Source organism: Micromonospora sp. NPDC057141 (assembly GCF_042670805.1).
Taxonomy (GTDB): Bacteria; Actinomycetota; Actinomycetes; order Mycobacteriales; family Micromonosporaceae; genus Micromonospora.
In genome coordinates this window covers 344,805-362,682 of sequence record NZ_JBHUVA010000001.1, presented here as the reverse complement: position 1 = coordinate 362,682, position 17,878 = coordinate 344,805, and the positions used below count along the sequence as shown (strand labels likewise).

General features: G+C 73.3%; 15 protein-coding genes. 5 read left to right on the top strand and 10 right to left on the bottom strand.

What is annotated here, in order from left to right:
• Positions 1-90 precede the first annotated feature (90 nt).
• A complete protein-coding gene (locus ACFT41_RS01585; protein ID WP_377583133.1) occupies positions 91-1,707 on the top strand; it encodes an ATP-binding protein in 1,617 nt (538 codons plus the stop codon).
• Positions 1,704-2,387: a response regulator gene (locus ACFT41_RS01580; RefSeq protein WP_377583135.1), complete on the top strand. Its 684-nt coding sequence runs from the start codon at positions 1,704-1,706 to the stop codon at positions 2,385-2,387. Before ACFT41_RS01585 ends, ACFT41_RS01580 begins: the two co-directional genes overlap by 4 nt.
• Before the next feature lie 24 nt (positions 2,388-2,411).
• On the opposite strand, the gene dnaE is transcribed toward ACFT41_RS01580, so the two are convergent.
• Positions 2,412-5,948 carry a DNA polymerase III subunit alpha gene (gene dnaE, locus ACFT41_RS01575; RefSeq protein ID WP_377583137.1) on the bottom strand — a complete coding sequence of 1,179 codons (3,537 nt, stop codon included), beginning with the start codon at positions 5,946-5,948 and terminating at the stop codon, positions 2,412-2,414.
• A 346-nt stretch (positions 5,949-6,294) separates the two neighbouring features.
• Here dnaE and ACFT41_RS01570 point away from each other — a divergent pair, with 346 nt between their 5' ends.
• Entirely contained in the window at positions 6,295-6,636 is a 342-nt protein-coding gene (locus ACFT41_RS01570; protein ID WP_377583139.1) for a PadR family transcriptional regulator, read from the top strand.
• On the top strand, positions 6,633-7,586 hold the full coding sequence (locus tag ACFT41_RS01565) for a permease prefix domain 1-containing protein (RefSeq protein ID WP_377583141.1): 954 nt from the start codon (positions 6,633-6,635) through the stop codon (positions 7,584-7,586). The genes ACFT41_RS01570 and ACFT41_RS01565 overlap by 4 nt, the downstream gene beginning before the upstream one ends.
• A 55-nt stretch (positions 7,587-7,641) precedes the next feature.
• Here the strand turns inward: ACFT41_RS01565 and ACFT41_RS01560 are convergent, their stop codons facing one another.
• The 8 genes from ACFT41_RS01560 to pgsA form a co-directional block, all read right to left on the bottom strand.
• The gene (locus ACFT41_RS01560; RefSeq protein WP_377583143.1) at positions 7,642-8,265 is read right to left on the bottom strand and encodes a DUF402 domain-containing protein; all 624 of its coding nucleotides are present in this window, start codon (positions 8,263-8,265) and stop codon (positions 7,642-7,644) included.
• A gap of 3 nt (positions 8,266-8,268) precedes the next feature.
• Positions 8,269-9,018 carry a YebC/PmpR family DNA-binding transcriptional regulator gene (locus ACFT41_RS01555; protein ID WP_377583145.1) on the bottom strand — a complete coding sequence of 250 codons (750 nt, stop codon included), beginning with the start codon at positions 9,016-9,018 and terminating at the stop codon, positions 8,269-8,271.
• A gap of 318 nt (positions 9,019-9,336) precedes the next feature.
• Complete coding sequence (pdxT, locus tag ACFT41_RS01550) at positions 9,337-9,942, bottom strand: pyridoxal 5'-phosphate synthase glutaminase subunit PdxT (RefSeq protein ID WP_377583147.1); 606 nt, start codon at positions 9,940-9,942, stop codon at positions 9,337-9,339.
• Between the two features lie 84 nt (positions 9,943-10,026).
• Positions 10,027-10,944: a pyridoxal 5'-phosphate synthase lyase subunit PdxS gene (gene pdxS / locus ACFT41_RS01545; RefSeq protein ID WP_377583149.1), complete on the bottom strand. Its 918-nt coding sequence runs from the start codon at positions 10,942-10,944 to the stop codon at positions 10,027-10,029.
• Positions 10,945-11,075: 131 nt separating this feature from the next.
• Positions 11,076-11,567, bottom strand: a complete 492-nt coding sequence (locus ACFT41_RS01540) for a hypothetical protein (protein WP_377583151.1) — start codon at positions 11,565-11,567, stop codon at positions 11,076-11,078.
• Between the two features lie 64 nt (positions 11,568-11,631).
• Positions 11,632-12,792 (bottom strand): glycosyltransferase family 4 protein, encoded by a 1,161-nt coding sequence (locus tag ACFT41_RS01535; RefSeq protein ID WP_377583153.1) that lies wholly within the window; start codon positions 12,790-12,792, stop codon positions 11,632-11,634.
• A 17-nt stretch (positions 12,793-12,809) separates the two neighbouring features.
• On the bottom strand, positions 12,810-13,760 hold the full coding sequence (locus ACFT41_RS01530) for a phosphatidylinositol mannoside acyltransferase (protein ID WP_377583155.1): 951 nt from the start codon (positions 13,758-13,760) through the stop codon (positions 12,810-12,812).
• Positions 13,757-14,389 carry a phosphatidylinositol phosphate synthase gene (gene pgsA / locus ACFT41_RS01525; RefSeq protein WP_377583157.1) on the bottom strand — a complete coding sequence of 211 codons (633 nt, stop codon included), beginning with the start codon at positions 14,387-14,389 and terminating at the stop codon, positions 13,757-13,759. Before pgsA ends, ACFT41_RS01530 begins: the two co-directional genes overlap by 4 nt.
• A gap of 251 nt (positions 14,390-14,640) precedes the next feature.
• Here pgsA and ACFT41_RS01520 point away from each other — a divergent pair, with 251 nt between their 5' ends.
• Positions 14,641-16,764, top strand: coding sequence for an elongation factor G-like protein EF-G2 (locus ACFT41_RS01520; protein ID WP_377583159.1), 2,124 nt, complete (start codon positions 14,641-14,643; stop codon positions 16,762-16,764).
• A gap of 10 nt (positions 16,765-16,774) precedes the next feature.
• Here ACFT41_RS01520 and ACFT41_RS01515 read toward each other — a convergent pair whose 3' ends face one another.
• The gene (locus ACFT41_RS01515; protein WP_377583161.1) at positions 16,775-17,833 is read right to left on the bottom strand and encodes an aldo/keto reductase; all 1,059 of its coding nucleotides are present in this window, start codon (positions 17,831-17,833) and stop codon (positions 16,775-16,777) included.
• Between the last annotated feature and the right edge of the window lie 45 nt (positions 17,834-17,878).

Here is a 17,878-nt window from a genome sequence, read left to right as displayed (position 1 = left end):
CCACGGCCGACATGGGCGGCCGGCCGGCACGCCACACTTGCCCCGGCAGCCGGAACTTGCCCCACCATTCGAGCGCGGACAGGAGGTGTCGTGGCCCGACGGCAGTGGAGCATCGCGGGGCAGCTGTTCGCCCTCCAGGCCCTGGTGGTCGGCCTGCTGGTGCTGGCGGCCTCGGCGGGCGGGGTGTGGCTGGCCCGCAGCGACGCGCGCGACGCCGCCCGGGATGAGGTGCTGGCCGTGGCGCACACCGTGGCCGGTTCCCCGGACGTGCGCGCGGCCCTCGCCTCCGCCGACCCGTCGGCGTCGTTGCAGCCGTACGCGGAGGCGACCCGGGTGGCGACCGGGACGGATTTCGTGGTGGTGATGGCCCCCGACCGGACCCGCTACTCCCACCCCCGGCCGGAGCGGATCGGCCAGCCGTTCGTCGGCGACATCGGGCCCGCGCTGGCCGGTCGGGCGTTCACCACCACCAACGTGGGCACCCTCGGCGAGTCGGTGCGGGCGGTGGTCCCCGTCCACGCCGCGGACGGCCGGATCGTCGGGCTGGTCTCCGTCGGCATCACCACCCGCGCGATCAACCGCCGCCTGCTGGCCCAGGCCCCCGTGCTGCTCGCCGCCGCCACCCCGGCGCTCGCCGTCGCGGCGGTCGGCTCGTGGTTGCTGAGCCGGCGGCTGCGCCGGCAGACCCACGGCCTGGGCACCGCCCAGATGACCCGGATGTACGAGTACTACGACGCGGTCCTGCACTCGGTTCGGGAGGGGCTGGTGGTGGCGACGGTGGACCGCCGGGTGGCCCTGGTCAACGACGAGGCGCGGCGGCTGCTGGGGCTCGCCGACGACGCGGCGGTGGTGGACCGGCCGGCCGGGGAGGTCGATTTGCCGCCGGCCGTGGCGGAACTGCTCGCCTCGGGGCGGGACGCGCACGACGAGCCGGTCGTGGCGGGCGACCGGGTGCTGGTGGTCAACCAGCGCACGGCGCTGTTCGAGGGGCACCGCCTCGGCACCGTGCTGACCCTGCGGGACCAGACGGAGCTGCGCACCCTCACCAGCGAGCTGGACTCGGTGCGGGCGCTGACCGACGCGCTGCGGGCGCAGACCCACGAGTCGGCGAACCGGCTGCACACCGTGCTGACCCTGGTGGAGCTGGGCCGGGCCGACGAGGCGGTCCGGCTGGCGACCGAGGACCTGGTGGTGGCTCAGCAGCTCACCGACCGGGTGGTCGGCGCGGTGACCGAGCCGGCCCTGGCCGCCCTGCTGCTGGGCAAGTCGGCGCAGGCCGGCGAGCGGGGCGTGGACCTGGTGGTGGAGCCGGACTGCCGGCTCGACGGCACCCCGCTGCCCGTGACGGACCTGATCACCGTCGTCGGAAACCTGATCGACAACGCCCTGGAGGCCGTCGCCGGCACCGAGGCGCCCCGGCGGGTGCGGGTCTTCGTCGGCGCCGACGACGACGCCGTCGTGGTCCGGGTCGGCGACAGCGGGCCGGGGCTGGCGCCGGACCGGGTGGCCGACGCGTTCCGGCGCGGCTGGTCGACCAAGAGCGCCGGGCGGGGCCTCGGCCTGGCCCTCGTCGGCCAGGTGGTACGCCGAAACGGCGGCCGGGCCGACGTGGGCCGCTCCGTCGACGGCGGGACCCTGTTCACCGTGCGGCTGCCGGTCCCGGGGCCGAAGCCGGTGGCGGGGTCGGGGCGGGTGGCGCGGCCGTGACCGACATCCGGGTGCTCGTGGTGGAGGACGAGCCGCTGCTGGCCGAGGCGCACCGCACGTACACCGAGCGGGTGCCGGGGTTCGTGGTGGTCGGGGTGGCGCACACCGGCCGGGAGGCGATGGCGGCGCTGCGGCAGCGGGCGGAGAACCCGGTCGACCTCGTCCTGCTCGACTTCCGGCTGCCCGACCTGCACGGGCTGGAGGTGTGCCGGGCGCTGCGGGCCGCCGGCAGCGCGGTGGACGTGCTGGCCGTGACGTCGGCCCGGGACCTGGCGGTGGTCCGCACGGCGGTGTCCCTCGGGGTCACCCACTACCTGCTGAAGCCGTTCACCTTCGCGGCGTTCCGCGACAAGCTGCACCGGTACGCCGAGTATCGCCGTCAGGTGCTGGCCGACGGCGAGGTGGCCGCCCAGCACGAGGTGGACCGGATGTTCGCCACCCTGCGCGGCCCGGCCGCGCACACCCTGCCGAAGGGGCTCGACGAACAGACCCTGCGCACCGTGCTCGGCTCGCTCAGCGGGGACACCGGCCGGTCCGCCTCCGAGGTGGCCGGGCTGACCGGCATCTCCCGGGTCACCGCCCGCCGTTACCTGGAGTATCTGGTGGCCGCCGAGCGGGCGGTGCGGGTCCCCCGCTACGGCACCCCGGGCCGCCCGGAGATGGAGTACCGCCCGGCCTGACCGCGGTCAGGGCCCGGCGGCGGGTCAGCTGACGTTGGCGGGGCCGAGGACGCTCTTGAGGTCGCCCATCAGGGCGGTGGTGGCCGCGACCCGGAACGGGCCGAGTCGCAGGGTGGTGGTCTTGCCGCCGTTGAGGAGCTTGACGTGGACCTCGGTGTCGCCGGGGTGCAGGACGAGGGTTTCCTTGAGGCGTTCGACCAGCGGCGGGGTGCACCGGTGCACGGGGATGGTGAGGGTGACCGGTTTGCTGCCCGGGTTGCTGGTGACGTCGGGCATCTGCATGTCCATGGCCATGATGCGGGGCGTGTCGTCGCGGCGGTCGACCCGGCCCTTGACCACCACGATGGCGTCCTCGGCGATGTACTGGCCGATCACCTCGTACGTGTTGGGGAAGAACAGGGTCTCCACGCCGCCGGCGAGGTCCTCCAGGGTGGCCGACGCCCAGGCCCGGCCCTGCTTGGTGACGCGGCGCTGCACCCCGGAGAGGATGCCGGCGAGGGTGACCACCGCGCCGTCGGGGACAGTGCCCTCCTCGGAGAGGGCGGCGATGGTGCAGTCGGCCGCCGCGTTGAGGACGTGCTCCAGGCCGAACAGCGGGTGGTCGGAGACGTAGAGGCCGAGCATCTCCCGTTCGAAGGCGAGCTTGTCCCGCTTGTCCCACTCGGCCTCGCCGATGGTCGGCATGACGGTGGTGCTGCCGCCAACCGCCTCCGCGTCGCCGAAGCCCGCGCCGAACAGGTCGTACTGGCCGACGGCCTCCTTGCGCTTGACGTCGGCGTACGCGTCGATGGCGTCGGCGTGCACGGCGAGCAGCCCCTTGCGGCTGTGCTGCATGACGTCGAACGCGCCGGCCTTGATCAGCGATTCGATGGTCTTCTTGTTGCAGACCACCGCGTCGACCTTGGCCAGGAAGTCGTAGAAGTCGGCGTACTCGCCCTTCTCCTGCCGGCAGCGCATGATCGAGGCCACCACGTTCGCCCCGACGTTGCGGATCGCCGCGAGGCCGAACCGGATGTCCTTGCCGACCGGCGTGAACGGCCCGGCCGAGGTGTTCACGTCGGGCGGGAGGACCTGGATGCCCATGCGGCGGCACTCCGACAGGTAGAGCGCCATCTTGTCCTTGTCGTCGCCGACGGAGGTCAGCAGCCCGGCCATGTACTCGGCCGGGTAGTGCGCCTTCAGGTACGCCGTCCAGTACGACACCAGCCCGTACGCCGCCGAGTGCGCCTTGTTGAACGCGTACCCGGCGAACGGGACGAGGACGTCCCACACGGCCTGGATCGCCTCGTCGGAGTAGCCGCGCTCGCGGCAGCCGTCCCGGAACGGCACGAACTCCTTGTCGAGGATCTCCTTCTTCTTCTTGCCCATCGCCCGCCGCAGCAGGTCCGCCTGACCGAGCGTGTAGCCGGCGAGGATCTGCGCGGCCCGCTGCACCTGCTCCTGGTAGACGATCAGGCCGTGGGTCGGGGCCAGGATCTCCCGCAGCGGCTCCTCCAGCTCCGGGTGGATCGGCGTGATCTCCTGCAACCCGTTCTTGCGCAACGCGTAGTTGGTGTGCGAGTCCACGCCCATCGGACCCGGCCGGTACAACGCGAGGACGGCGGAGATGTCCTCGAAGTTGTCCGGCTTCATCAGCCGCAGCAGCGACCGCATCGGCCCACCGTCGAGCTGGAACACCCCCAGCGTGTCGCCCCGCGCCAACAGCTCGTAGGCGGCCTTGTCGTCCAGGTCCAACCCCAGCAGGTCCAGGTCCTTGCCGTGGTTGAGCTGGATGTTCTTCACCGCGTCGTCGATGATCGTCAGGTTCCGCAGGCCCAGGAAGTCCATCTTCAACAACCCGAGCGACTCACACGTCGGGTAGTCGAACTGGGTGATGATCACCCCGTCGGAGTCCCGCCGCATCAACGGGATGTGCTCGATGATCGGCTCCGCCGACATGATCACCCCGGCGGCGTGGACGCCGGTCTGCCGGATCAGCCCCTCGATGCCCTTCGCCGTGTCGATGACCTTCTTCACGTCCGGGTCCGTCTCGTACAGGCCCCGGATCTCCCCCGCCTCCGCGTAGCGGGGGTGCTTCGGGTCGAAGATGCCCGACAGCGGGATGTCCTTGCCCATCACCGCCGGCGGCATCGCCTTGGTGATCCGGTCGCCCACCGCGTACGGGAAACCCAGCACCCGCGCCGAGTCCTTGATCGCCGCCTTCGCCTTGATCGTGCCGAACGTGGCGATCTGCGCGACCTTGTCCTCACCCCACTTGTCGGTCACGTACTTGATCACCTCACCGCGCCGACGCTCGTCGAAGTCGATGTCGACATCCGGCATCGACACGCGCTCGGGGTTGAGGAACCGCTCGAAGATCAGGCCGTGCGGGATCGGGTCCAGGTCCGTGATCCCCAGCGCGTACGCGACGAGGGAGCCGGCTGCCGAGCCACGGCCCGGGCCCACCGCGATGCCCTGGCTCTTCGCCCACTGGATGAAGTCGGCGACCACGAGGAAGTAGGACGGGAACCCCATCTGGATGATGACGCCCAGCTCGTACTCCGCCTGCACCACGTGCCCCTCGGGGACACCGCCGGGGAACCGGCGGGCCAGGCCCGCGAACGTCTCCTTGCGGAACCACGACTCCTCCGTCTCCCCCGCAGGGATCGGGAAGCGCGGCATCAGGTTGTGGAACTCGAACATCCCCGCCGGGTCGACCTTCTCGGCCACCAGCAGCGTGTTGCGGCACCCCTCCAGCCACAGCTGTGAGGAGTCGACGGCGCGCATCTGCTCGGCGGACTTGATGAAGTAGCCGCCGCCCTCGAAGCGGAACCGGTTGGGGTCGGCGATGTTGCTGCCGGTCTGCACGCAGAGCAGGACGTCGTGCGCCTCGGCCTGCGCCTCGTGGGTGTAGTGCGAGTCGTTGGTCACCACCGGCGGGATGCCGAGCTTCTTGCCGATCTCGGTGAGCCCGTCGCGGACCCGGCGCTCGATGTCGAGGCCGTGGTCCATCAGCTCCAGGAAGTAGTTGTCCTTGCCGAAGATGTCCTGGTACGCGGAGGCGACCTTGAGCGCCTCGTCGAACTGGCCCAGCCGCAGCCGGGTCTGCACGGCCCCGGAGGGGCACCCGGTGGTGGCCATGATCCCCTCGGCGTTCTCGGCGATCAGCTCCATGTCCATCCGGGGCCACTTGACGTAGTGGCCCTCCATGGAGGCGCGCGAGTTGAGGGTGAACAGGTTGTGCAGGCCGGTCTTGTTCGCCGCCCACATGGTCATGTGGGTGATCGCGCCGTTGCCGGAGACGTCGTCGCTCTTCTGCTCCGGGCGGCCCCACTTCACCCGCGCCTTGTGATAGCGCGACTCCGGCGCCACGTACGCCTCGACGCCCAGGATCGGGGTGACCCCGGCGGCCATGGCCTGCTTGTAGAAGTCGTTCGCGCCGTGCATGTTGCCGTGGTCGGTCATCGCGACCGCGGGCATGCCGAGCCGGTTGGCCTCGGCGAAGAGGTCCTTCAGCCGGGCCGCACCGTCGAGCATCGAGTACTCGGTGTGCACGTGCAGATGCGCGAACGAATCGCCCATGCGTGGCGCCCCCCCGGGTCGGATCATGGGTTGTCGAGATCGGTCGGCCCACCCTATCGCCGGGGATCGGCCACCTCCAGCAGCCTCGCGGGGCGGGCCCTCCCGGGGTGGCGCGGATCTCTCCGGCGCGACGACGACGGGCTGGCGGTCGGCTGCCCGACCCGCCCGCGCGGCACCTCCCGCCCACCGGCACCTCCCACCGGCCCTCGGTGATCAAGAGGATCGCGTCGAAGTCGATCTCCAGCTTGACCGAAACTTCTTGATCACCGAGGCGCCCGGGGTGCCTGGGGCGACACAACGGTGTGACGGTGGACAATAGTGTGTGGCGCACAGTATTGTGTGAGGCGTGGTTAGCGACGACATCCTGCGGACCCATCTCCAGGAGCTACGCCGGGGCACGGTGGTGGTGGCGAGCCTGGTCGCGCTGCGCCGGCCCGACTACGGCTACGCCCTGCTCCAGCGGCTAACCGACCACGGCTTCCCCGTGGACGCCAACACGCTCTACCCCCTGCTGCGCCGACTGGAGGAGCAGGGCCTGCTGACCAGCGCATGGAACACCGAGGAGAGCCGGCCCCGGAAGTTCTACCGGACCAGCGACGAGGGAGAGTCGGTGCTGCGCCTGCTGCTCGCCGACTTGTCCGCCGTACAGAAATCCCTCACCGGCCTGATCGAAGGAGTGGCCCGATGAGTTCCCTGACCGACCGCTACCTCGCCGCCACGCTGCGGGCGGTGCCGGCCCCACGCCGGGCGGAGATCGCCGACGAGCTGCGGGCCTCCATCGCGGACATGATCGACGGCCGCACCGACGCCGGACAGGACCGCGAGACCGCCGAGCGCGAGGTGCTCACCGAGCTGGGCAACCCCGAGCGGCTGGCCGCCCGGTATGTCGACCACCGCCTCCAGCTCATCGGCCCCACCTACTACCTGGCCTGGCGGCGGCTGCTGCGGCTGCTGCTCGCCACCGTGCCGATCGCCATCGGCGCCCTGGTGGCCGTGCTCGCCGCCGTCGACGGCGGGAGCGTGGGCTCCGCGATCGGCACCGGCGTCACCACGGGCATCGAGGTGGTGGTCCAGGTCGCGTTCTGGGTGACGCTGACCTTCGCGGTCGTCGAGCGGTTGAGCCTGCCGCTCGACCTGCCCCGGTGGAGCGTCGACCAGCTGCCCGAGGACCGGCCGGCCGGGCGCGGCGTCCCGCTCGCCGACACGGCGGTGTCGATCGCGGCCCTGGTGCTCCTGATCGCATTCCTGCCCTGGCAGCACTTCCGGTCCTGGGTGCGCGACGACGGGGGCGACCACATTCCGGTGCTCGACCCCGCACTGTGGCGGTTCTGGCTGCCGGCGCTCATCGCCCTGCTGATCGCCGAGATCGTCCTACAGGTCGCCCGGCACCGGGCCGGCCGCTGGACCTGGCCACTGGTCGCCGCGAAGGTCGCCCTCGACCTGGCGTTCGCGGTGCCGGTGGCGTGGCTCGTCCTCACCGACCGGCTGCTCAACCCCGAGTTCGTCCAGCGCGTCGACTGGCTGCGCGACGGCGCCAACCTCGACATCGTCTACACGGTGGCCCTGGTGGCGGTGGTGGCGTCGCTGGTGCGCAACACGGTGGACATCGCGGTGAAGGCCCGCCGCCGGGTGGCCTGAGCGCCCGTCCGCATCCGGCCGGGCCGGTCCGCCACCAGCGGGCCGGCCCGGCCGATCACCAGGGCACGGTGTCCCAACCGGCCGGCAGCGCCGGTACCGGCCAGGCGGGGTCGGGCCGCCAGCGCGCCCAGGCCGGATCCCACCAGCGCTCCCCCGCGTCGAGCAGCGCGGCGATCCGGTCGCCCTCCGCGCGGATGGCGTCCGCCATCCCCGGATACCGCCCCTCGACCAGGCGCTGGGCGAACACCTCCACGTCCTTGAAGACGTACCGGTCGGCGTCCGCCGCCCACCACAGGTCCAGCTCGTGGTCGAGGGTGTCCACCCCGATCGGGGTACGCCGCACCGGGTCCTGGAGGTTGAAGTACCAGCCGGCGAACCGCCGCCCCGGCCCGCTCCAGAACACGTCGACGGAGTGCGCCTCGCCGGGGTGGTGCAGCATCAGCTTGCCGTGCCCGCGCCAGGCCCGCTGCCCGGCCACCTGCCACGGGTGCCGCCCGCACGGGAAGCTCCCGTGCTCGGGAAAGCCGAACTCCGCACCGCCGGGCAGATAGAGGGCGAGCAGATCCGGGGCGTCGACGACGCAGACCGTCGGGACCCCGAACCAGACCGCACCGCGCAGGATCTCCCGCCGGACGACCGTGTCACCCGGCGCGAACCGCCGCCCGCCCCCGGCCGCCACGGCTCAGCCGACCGCCGACATGACCTCGTCGGAGACGTCGAAGTTGGCGTAGACGTTCTGCACGTCGTCGCAGTCCTCGAGGACGTCGATCAGCTTGAAGACCTTGCGGGCGCCGTCCTCGTCCAGCTGCACGTTGACGCTGGGGATGAGGGACGACTCGGCCGACTCGTACTCGATGCCGGCGTCCTGCAGGGCCGTGCGGACGGCGATCAGGTCGGTCGGCTCGGAGACCACCTCGTACGCCTCGCCGAGGTCGTTGACCTCCTCCGCGCCGGCGTCGAGGACGGCCATCATCACGTCGTCCTCGCTCGTGCCGGCCTTGGGGACGATCACCACGCCCTTGCGGGAGAACATGTACGACACCGAGCCGGCGTCGGCGAGCGAGCCGCCGTTGCGGGTCAGCGCCGTGCGCACCTCGGTCGCCGCCCGGTTGCGGTTGTCGGTGAGGCACTCGATGAGCATCGCGACGCCGTTCGGGCCGTACCCCTCATACATGATCGTTTGCCAGTCGGCGCCGCCGGCCTCCAGGCCGGAGCCGCGCTTGACCGCCCGGTCGATGTTGTCGTTCGGTACGGAGTTCTTCTTCGCCTTCTGGATGGCGTCGTAGAGCGTCGGGTTGCCGGCCGGGTCGCCGCCGCCGGTGCGGGCCGCGACCTCGACGTTCTTGATCAACTTGGCGAACATCTTGCCGCGCTTGGCGTCGATCACGGCCTTCTTGTGCTTGGTGGTCGCCCACTTTGAGTGGCCGGACATCTGCTACCTCCGTCTGTTGATCACGCCTGCGTCGACTGCCCGCGCCAACTCCACTTCCCCACCGGCGTACGACGGGCCGGTCGGCTCTGCGTGGATGGCCGCAGCGGGCGCGGAGCCCTGCCGAACCGCGGCAATCCTACCGAGGTGGCGCGCGTCGGTGTCACACCCGGCACCGGCATGCCCGGCGGCCGACGCGCCGAGGGCCCGCCCGGTCGTCCGGGCGGGCCCTCGGTCACCGCTCAGGCGACCCGACGAGGTACGGCTCAGGCGACGCCGGACCAGGAACGGCTCAGGCGGTCGGCGCGCATCGACGCCGGCTCAGGCGGCGCGGACCAGGTCCACGAAGTAGCGGTGCAGCCGCAGGTCGCCGGTCAGCTCGGGGTGGAAGGACGTGGCCAGCAGGTTGCCCTGCCGGACCGCGACGATCCGCCCGGCGGCCGGCACCTCGGTCACCTCGCCGAGCACGTGGACGCCGGCGCCGACCCGCTCGACCCAGGGTGCCCGGATGAACACCGCGTGGAACGGATCCCCTTCGACCCCGGCGATCGTCACCGGGGCCTCGAACGAGTCGACCTGCCGGCCGAACGCGTTGCGCCGGACGGTCATCTCGATGCCGGCGAAGCCGCGCTGGTCGGGGCGGCCGTCGAGCACCTCGGTGGCCAGCATGATCATGCCGGCGCAGGACCCGTAGACCGGCATGCCGGCGGCAATCCGCTTGTCGATCGGCTCGCGCATGTCGAAGATGTCGGCGAGCTTGCTGATCGTGGTGGACTCCCCGCCCGGGATGACCAGGCCGTCGACCGCGTCCAGCTCCGCGGGCCGGCGTACGGGGCGCGCGTGCGCGCCCGCGCCGGTCAGGGCCGCGATGTGCTCCCGGACGTCGCCCTGGAGCGCGAGCACACCGATGGCGGGTGCTGCCGTCACGTTCGCTCCTCTCCTCGGGTGGCTGTCAGGAAGGGGCCCTTCCTATGCAGAATGCGTCAACAGGGGGCCCTCCTTGCACGCACGTCACCAGCCGCGCTCGGCCAGGCGGTGCGGCTGCGGAATCTCGTCGACGTTGATGCCGACCATCGCCTCGCCGAGGCCCCGGGAGACCTTGGCCAGCACGTCCGGGTCGTCGTGGAAGGTGGTGGCCTTGACGATCGCGGCGGCCCGCTGGGCCGGGTTGCCGGACTTGAAGATGCCGGAGCCGACGAAGACGCCCTCCGCGCCGAGCTGCATCATCATCGCGGCGTCTGCCGGGGTGGCGATGCCGCCGGCGGTGAACAGCACCACCGGGAGCTTGCCGGTCTCGGCGACCTCCCGGACCAGCTCGTACGGGGCCTGGAGCTCCTTGGCCGCGACGAACAGCTCGTCGGCCGGCAGGGAGCTGAGCCGGGCGATCTCCTGGCGGATCCTGCGCATGTGCATGGTGGCGTTGGAGACGTCGCCGGTGCCGGCCTCGCCCTTGGAGCGGATCATGGCCGCGCCCTCGGTGATCCGGCGCAGCGCCTCGCCCAGGTTGGTCGCCCCGCACACGAAGGGGACGGTGAACGCCCACTTGTCGATGTGGTTGGCGTAGTCGGCGGGGGTCAGCACCTCGGACTCGTCGACGTAGTCCACGCCGAGCGCCTGCAGGACCTGGGCCTCGACGAAGTGGCCGATGCGGGCCTTGGCCATGACCGGGATCGAGACAGCCTCGATGATGCCGTCGATCATGTCGGGGTCGCTCATCCGGGACACCCCGCCCTGGGCGCGGATGTCGGCGGGGACCCGCTCCAGGGCCATCACCGCGACGGCACCGGCGTCCTCAGCGATCTTGGCCTGCTCGGGGGTGACCACGTCCATGATCACGCCGCCCTTGAGCATCTCGGCCATGCCGCGCTTGACGCGGGCGGTCCCGACGACGGGGGTGGCGCTGGCGTTCGGGGAAGTGGTTTCGGGCACGGGTCATCGCTCCTCGGCGGGCTGGGGGGGTGGCGGCTAGCTGAATGCTACGACGGGCGTAACGCCGGTCCGACAGCCAATCAGACCCACGGTGGCCTGCCCTGTGGCCGTCGTCACCCCGCCCGGGCGGCTCAGGCGGGCACGTCGGCGGGGAGTTCGAGGGTCGGGTCGTCGATGTCGAAGTAGCGCGGCCAGGGGTGCCGTCGCCCCATCCGCAACAGCCGCACCAGAGGTCGGCCGCGCGCCGACCGGGCGTCGCGGACCAGGTCGGTGTGCACCTGGCGGGCCAGCGCGAGCCGCCGGCTCGCGGCGATCACGGCCTCGCAGTCCGGGTCGGTCGGGTCCAGCCGCACCGCCCGCAGCTGGCGGGTGAGGTCGTTCTCGGCGGCCTCCCGCTCCTGCGGCTCGGCGTCGAGGGCGATCCGGGCCGCCGCGTACAGCTCCACGCCGTAGCGCCGCTCGGCCAGCACGGCGGCCGCCGCGGCGCGACGCAGCAGGTGCGCGTCGAGGGCCCGGGCGGCGGACTCCGCGCGTACGCGCAGCCGCTCCACCCGGCCGGCGGTCCAGATCAGGTACGCCGCGACGAGCCCGACGACCAGGCTCGCGCCCACCACCCACCACATGCCCGGCATCGTAGTGCTGCTCCGTTCGCCTCGTCCGAAGTGCGCGTCACACTGCCCGCCGGCCTCAGCCGAGCCCCGCCCACTCCTGGTCGATGACCTGCCCGTCGGTCGCCTCGATCGCCGCCGCGTATACCTCCAGGACCCGGCGGGCGACCACGGGCCAGTCGAAGTGCGCCACCACCTGGTCGCCGCAGGCGGTCAGCTCGGCCCGCCGCGCCGGGTCGTCGAGCAGCGCGGCCAGGGCCGCCCGCAGCGCCGCGGCGTCGCCGGTGGGAAACAGGTGCCCGGCCCGGCCGCCGTCGAGCACCCGGCGGAACGCGTCGAGGTCGCTGGCCACGACGGTCGTACCGGCGGCCAGGGCCTCGGTGAGGATCATCCCGAACGACTCGCCGCCGGTGTTCGGGGCCACGTAGAGGTGGACGCTGCGCAGCATCCGCGCCTTGTCGGCCTCGGAGACCAGCCCGAGGAAGGTGACCTGGTCGCGCAGCGGCGCGGGAAACCGGTCGAACAGGTCGTCCGGGTCGCCCGGCCCCGCCACCAGCAGCCGCAGCCCGGGCCGGGAGCCGGCGAGTTCGACGAACGCGTCGCGCAGGATCGGGAAGCCCTTACGGGCCTCGGTGAACCGGCCGAGGAAGCCCAGCGTGCCGCCCTCGCCGGGCCCGTACTCCCCGGGCCACCCGGGCAGCGGGGCCGCGTGGCTGAACTTGGCGACGGTGACGCCGTTGGGGATCTCCACCGCGCCGCCGTCCATGTGCTCGACCTGGACCTTGCGCGCCAGGGCGCTGACCGCGATCCGGGCGGTGATCCGTTCCAGCACGATCTGGAGCACGCCCTGCGCGGCGGCGAGCACCCGGGACCGGGTCATCGCGGTGTGGAAGGTGGCCACCACCGGCCCCTTGGCCGACAGCACGGCCAGCATCGACAGGCTCAGCGTCAGCGGCTCGTGCACGTGCAGCACGTCGAACTCGCCCCGGGCGATCCAGCGCCGGACCCGGGTGGAGGAGACCGGGCCGAACGCGATCCGGGCCACCGACCCGTTGTACGGCAGCGGCACGGCGCGGCCCGCCGGCACCACGTACGGCGGCAGCGGGGAGTCCTCGTCGGCGGGCGCGAGGACGCTCACCTCGTGCCCGAGCCCGATGAGCGCCTCCGCGAGGTCCATCACGTGGTTCTGCACCCCGCCGGGCACGTCGAAGGAGTATGGGCACACGATGCCGATCCGCACTCCAGCGCCCCTTCGCCTCAGGCCGTCCCGGTGGCGGCCGGCGGCCCGGCGGCGGGCCGGGACCCGTCGTCGCCGGTGCCGCGCTGGTCCAGCCACATCCGCTGCAACATGTGCCAGTCTTCCGGATGCCGGGCGATGCCCGCCGCCAGACCGTCGGCAATGCGCTGGGTCAGCACCCGGACCCGCTGGTCCAGCGGCCCGCTGTCGGCGTCCGGCAGGGGCAGCGGGCCGGCGATCGAGGCGCACGCGGCGTCCGGTTCGTACCACATCGAGGTGACGTAGAGCGGGGCGCCGGTGCGGATCGCCAGCAGCGCCGGGCCGGCCGGCATCCGGGTCCGCGCGCCGAAGAAGTCGACCTCGACCCCCCGGGCCGAGAGGTCCCGGTCGGCCAGCAGCGGCACCACCGCGCCGCTGCGCAGCCGGTCGACCAGCACGTCGAACGCGGGGCGGTCCCCGCCGTGGGTGGGCAGGATCTCCATGCCCAGGCCCCGGCGGAAGGCGAGGAAACGCTGGTAGACGCCCTCGGGCTTGAGCCGCTCGGCGACCGTGGTCATCGGCCAGCCGGTGGCGGCCACCCAGGCCCCGGCGGCGTCCCAGTTGCCGGCGTGCGGCAGCGCCACCACCGCGCCCCGTCCGGCGGCCACGTCGGCGGCCAGCAGGTCGACGCCGGCGGGGGCGAGCCGGAACCCGGCGAGGATCTGCTCGCGGCGCAGCGACGGCAGCCGGAACGCCTCCATCCAGTATCGGGCGTAGGAGCGCAGGCCGCGGCGGACCAGGTCGTCCAGCTCGGCCTCGGGCAGCTCGGGGCCGACGACCCGGCGCAGGTTGGCGCGCAGTCGGGCCGTACCCCCGCCGCCGGAGCGGTGGGCGCGGTCGGCGCCCGCCCGGAAGGCCGCGGCCACGACGGGCCGGGGCAGCGCGCGGAGCAGGCGCCAGCCGGCGACGTAGCCCAGCTCGGTGAGGTTCACCCCCGGGGCCCGCTCGGCGTGGTCGCCTGGGCCTGCCGGTAGACGTGGGCCATCCGCTGGCCCACGGTGAAGATCGAGACGGCGGCCAGCAGCCAGAGCGCGACCTGGAGGGCGTACGGGACGCCGACGCCGGTGAGCAGGCCGCCGACGCCCACGATGAGCAGCCGCTCGGTGCGCTCGGCGATGCCGACGTTGCAGGTCATCCCCAGCCCTTCGGCGCGAGCCTTGACATAGGAGACGAGGCCCCCGGCGGCCAGGCAGATCAGCGCGGCGGCGACACCGGCGTGGTCGCCCTCGGTCGCCAGCCAGTAGGCGACCGCGCCGAAGACGGCGCTGTCGGCGACCCGGTCCATGCTCGAGTCGAGGAACGCGCCGAACCGCGTCGAGCCGCCGCTCATCCGGGCCATCGTCCCGTCGAGCAGGTCGGTGAGCGCGAAGAACGTCACGACGAGGGCACCGGCGACGAGGTGGCCGCGGGCGCCGAGGCCGAGCGCGCCGACGAGCACCCCGAGGGTGCCGGTCACGGTGACGGCGTTCGGGGTCACGCCCGCGCGGAGCAGGCGGCGCGCGATCGGCTCGACGACGCGGGTCATCCCCGCGCGGGCCGACACTTGGAAGATCTTCGCCATGGGGGTCCCACGATAACGGCCGGCACCCCGCGACGGCACGCCCCGGTCGCCGACCCGCCCGAGGAAGTCTTGTGCCGGCTCCGCAAGAGGTGTGAGATCGGGTGTGGGGGTGAGTTAGCTCACCCGCCGGACCGTCCCGTACCCGTCGTGCGGCGGATCACCGGAGGATGTCGCGGCGGCGGAAGCATCGGGCCGCTTCCCCGTCGCGCGCGGCGGTCGCCACCCACCACCGGCCAAGGGAGGTGCGCCCCATGGCGCAGAGGAGTCAGGAGAAGGGGGCCGCCGGCGGCGCGCCGACGGTCACCGAGCCCGGCGGGGTACGCAACGTGGTGCTCGTCGGGCACTCCGGGGCGGGCAAGACGACCCTGGTCGAGGCGCTGCTCGCCGCCACCGGCACGATCGGCCGGGCCGGCTCGGTCGCCGACGGCACCACGGTCTGCGACCACGACCCGGCGGCGGTGCGCCAGCAGCGTTCGGTGAGCCTGGCCTGCGCCCCGCTGGTGCACCACGGTGTCAAGATCAATCTGCTGGACACCCCCGGCTACGCCGACTTCGTCGGCGAGCTGCGCGCCGGCCTGCGGGCCGCCGACGCCGCCCTGTTCGTGGTCTCCGCCGTCGACGGGATGGACGCCGCCACCGCCGCGCTGTGGGAGGAGTGCGCCGCCGTGGGCATGCCCCGGGCGGTCGCGGTGACCCGGCTGGACCATCCGCGCGCCGACTTCGACGAGGCCGTGGCGCTGTGCCAGCGGGTCTTCGGCGACAACGTGCTCCCGCTGCACCTGACGATGCTCGGCGACGACGGCGAGTCGGTGGCCGGGCTGCTCGGCCTCGTCACCCGTCGGGTCCTCGACTACACCGCCGGCCTGCCGGCGCAGGTACGCGAGCCGGAGCCGGAGCACCTCCCGGCGATCGCCGAGTCCCGCAACGAGCTGATCGAGGGGATCATCGCCGAGAGCGAGGACGAGTCCCTCATGGACCGCTACCTCGCCGGCGAGGAGATCGACACCGCCGTGCTGGTCGCCGACCTGGAGAAGGCCGTCGCCCGGGGGCACTTCCACCCGGTGCTGCCGGTCTGCGCGGCGACCGGGGTCGGGCTGGACGTGCTGCTCGACGGCCTGGTGTCGGCGTTCCCCTCGCCGCTGGAGCACGAGCTGCCCGCCGTCACCGGCGCGGACGGCTCCCCCCGGCCGCCGCTGGCCTGCGACCCGTCCGGCCCCCTCGTCGCCGAGGTGGTCCGCACGACGGTCGACCGGCACGTCGGGCGGGTGTCCCTGGTCCGGGTCTTCTCCGGCACCCTGCGCCCCGAGCTGGCCGCGCACGTCGCCGGCCACGGCATGGCCGAGCGGGGGCACCCCGACCACGACGCCGACGAGCGGGTCGGGCACCTCTACACCCCGCTGGGCGCGAGCCTGCGCGAGGTGGGCGCGTGCGTGGCCGGCGACATCTGCGCGATCACCAAGTCGGGCAGCGCGGAGACCGGCGACACCATCTCCGCCAAGGACGACCCGCTGCTGGTCGCCCCGTGGGAGATGCCCGAGCCGCTGCTGCCGGTGGCCGTCGTCGCGCGCAGCCGCGCCGACGAGGACGCGCTGGCCCGCAACCTGGCCCGGCTCGTCGCCGGCGACCCGACCCTGCGGCTGGAACGCAGCCCGGAGACCCACCAGCTCGTGCTGTGGTGCATGGGCGAGGCGCACGCCGACGTGGTGCTCGACCGGCTGCGCGCCGGCGGTGCCGAGCTGGACACCGAGCCGGTGCGGGTGCCGCTGCGGGAGACCCTCGCCGCGCCCGCCAAGGGGCACGGCCGGCACGTCAAGCAGTCCGGCGGCCACGGCCAGTACGCCGTCTGCGACATCGAGGTGGAGCCGCTGCCCCGGGGTGCGGGCTTCGAGTTCGTCGACCGGGTCGTCGGCGGCGCGGTGCCGCACCACTACGTCCCGTCGGTCGAGAAGGGCGTCCGGGCGCAGCTGGAGCAGGGCCTGGTCGCCGGGCACCCGGTGGTGGACCTGCGGGTGACCCTGGTCGACGGCAAGGCGCACAGCGTCGACTCCTCCGACGCGGCGTTCCAGACCGCCGGGGCGCTCGCCCTGCGCGACGCCGCCGAGAAGGGCCAGCCCGTCCTGCTGGAGCCGGTCGACGAGGTGGTCGTCCGGGTGCCGGGCCACACCGTCGGCGCGGTGCTGGGCGACCTGGCCGGCCGACGCGGCCGGGTGCTCGGCACCGAGCCCGACCCGGACGCCGAGGGGCACACGCTGGTCCGCGCCGAGGTGCCGGCCGCCGAACTGCTGCGGTACGCCGTCGAGCTGCGCTCGCTGACCTCCGGCACGGGCACCTTCCGCCGCCACTTCACCCGCTACGACCCGGCCCTCACCACCTGATTCACCTCGCTCAGGGGCGGGTGGGTGGGGTGGGGGGCATGGGCCAGTAGGGGCGGTCGGCGGAACGCAGGGCCGCCGACCGCAACGCCGCCAGTTGGCGTTCCACCTCGGCGAAGTGGTCCGGGGTCAGCGGCCCGCGGGCCATGGCGGCGGCGTTCTCCTCCACCTGGGCGACCGTGCGGCAGCCGGGGATCGGGATCGCCCGGTCGCTGCGGGCCCAGAGCCAGCCCAGCGCCCCCTGGGCGAGGGTACGCCCGTCGGCGGTCAGCGCCGCCCGGACCACGCCGACCCGGCGCAGCCACTCCGGGGCGGGCCGGCCGCTGCGGAACCACTCCAGCCAGGTGGCCGTCGCCCCCCGCACGTCGTCGCGGGGCAGCGTGGAGCCGGCGGCGTACTTGCCGGTGAGCAGGCCCATGCCCAGCGGGCCCCGGTTGATGCTGGCCAGGTCGTACTTGTCGCAGACGGCGAGCAGCTCGGGGGCATCGCGCAGCACGGACAGGTCGTGCTGCACGGCGGTGGCGAGGCGGGCGCCCTGCCCGAGGGCGTCGGCCCGGTCCACCCGGTCGGTGCTCCACCCGTACGCCCGGATCAGCCCCTCGGCGACGAGGTCGTCGCAGGCCGCGAAGAGCGCCTGCGCGCGCGGCACCGGCAGGTCGCCCAGGTGCAGCTGATAGAGGTCGATGCGGTCGGTGTCGAGCCGCCGCAGCGAGTCGACCACGGCCCGGCGCAGGTGCGTCGGCGAGGCGTCCTGCCCGGTGGCCTGGCGGGCCGAGGAGTCGAACGTGTAGCCCCACTTGGTGGCGATCACGGCCTCGTCGCGGTGGCCGGCGAGGGCCCGGCCGAGGACCTGCTCGCCGTGCCCGGCACCGTACGTGTCCGCGGTGTCGAAGAGGGTCACGCCAAGGTCGAGCGCCCGGCGGACCGCCCGGATCGACTCGGCGTCGTCGACCGCGCCCCAGCCCAGCGGCTGGGCGCCCTCGGCCCAGGGGCCGCCGATGGCCCAGCAGCCCATGCCGAGGGCGCTGACCTCGATGCCACTGCGCCCCAATGTCCGTGTCGTCACTGCCACCGCCAGATCGTGCCACCCGGAGTGCCGCCGGGGGCAGCATTCTCA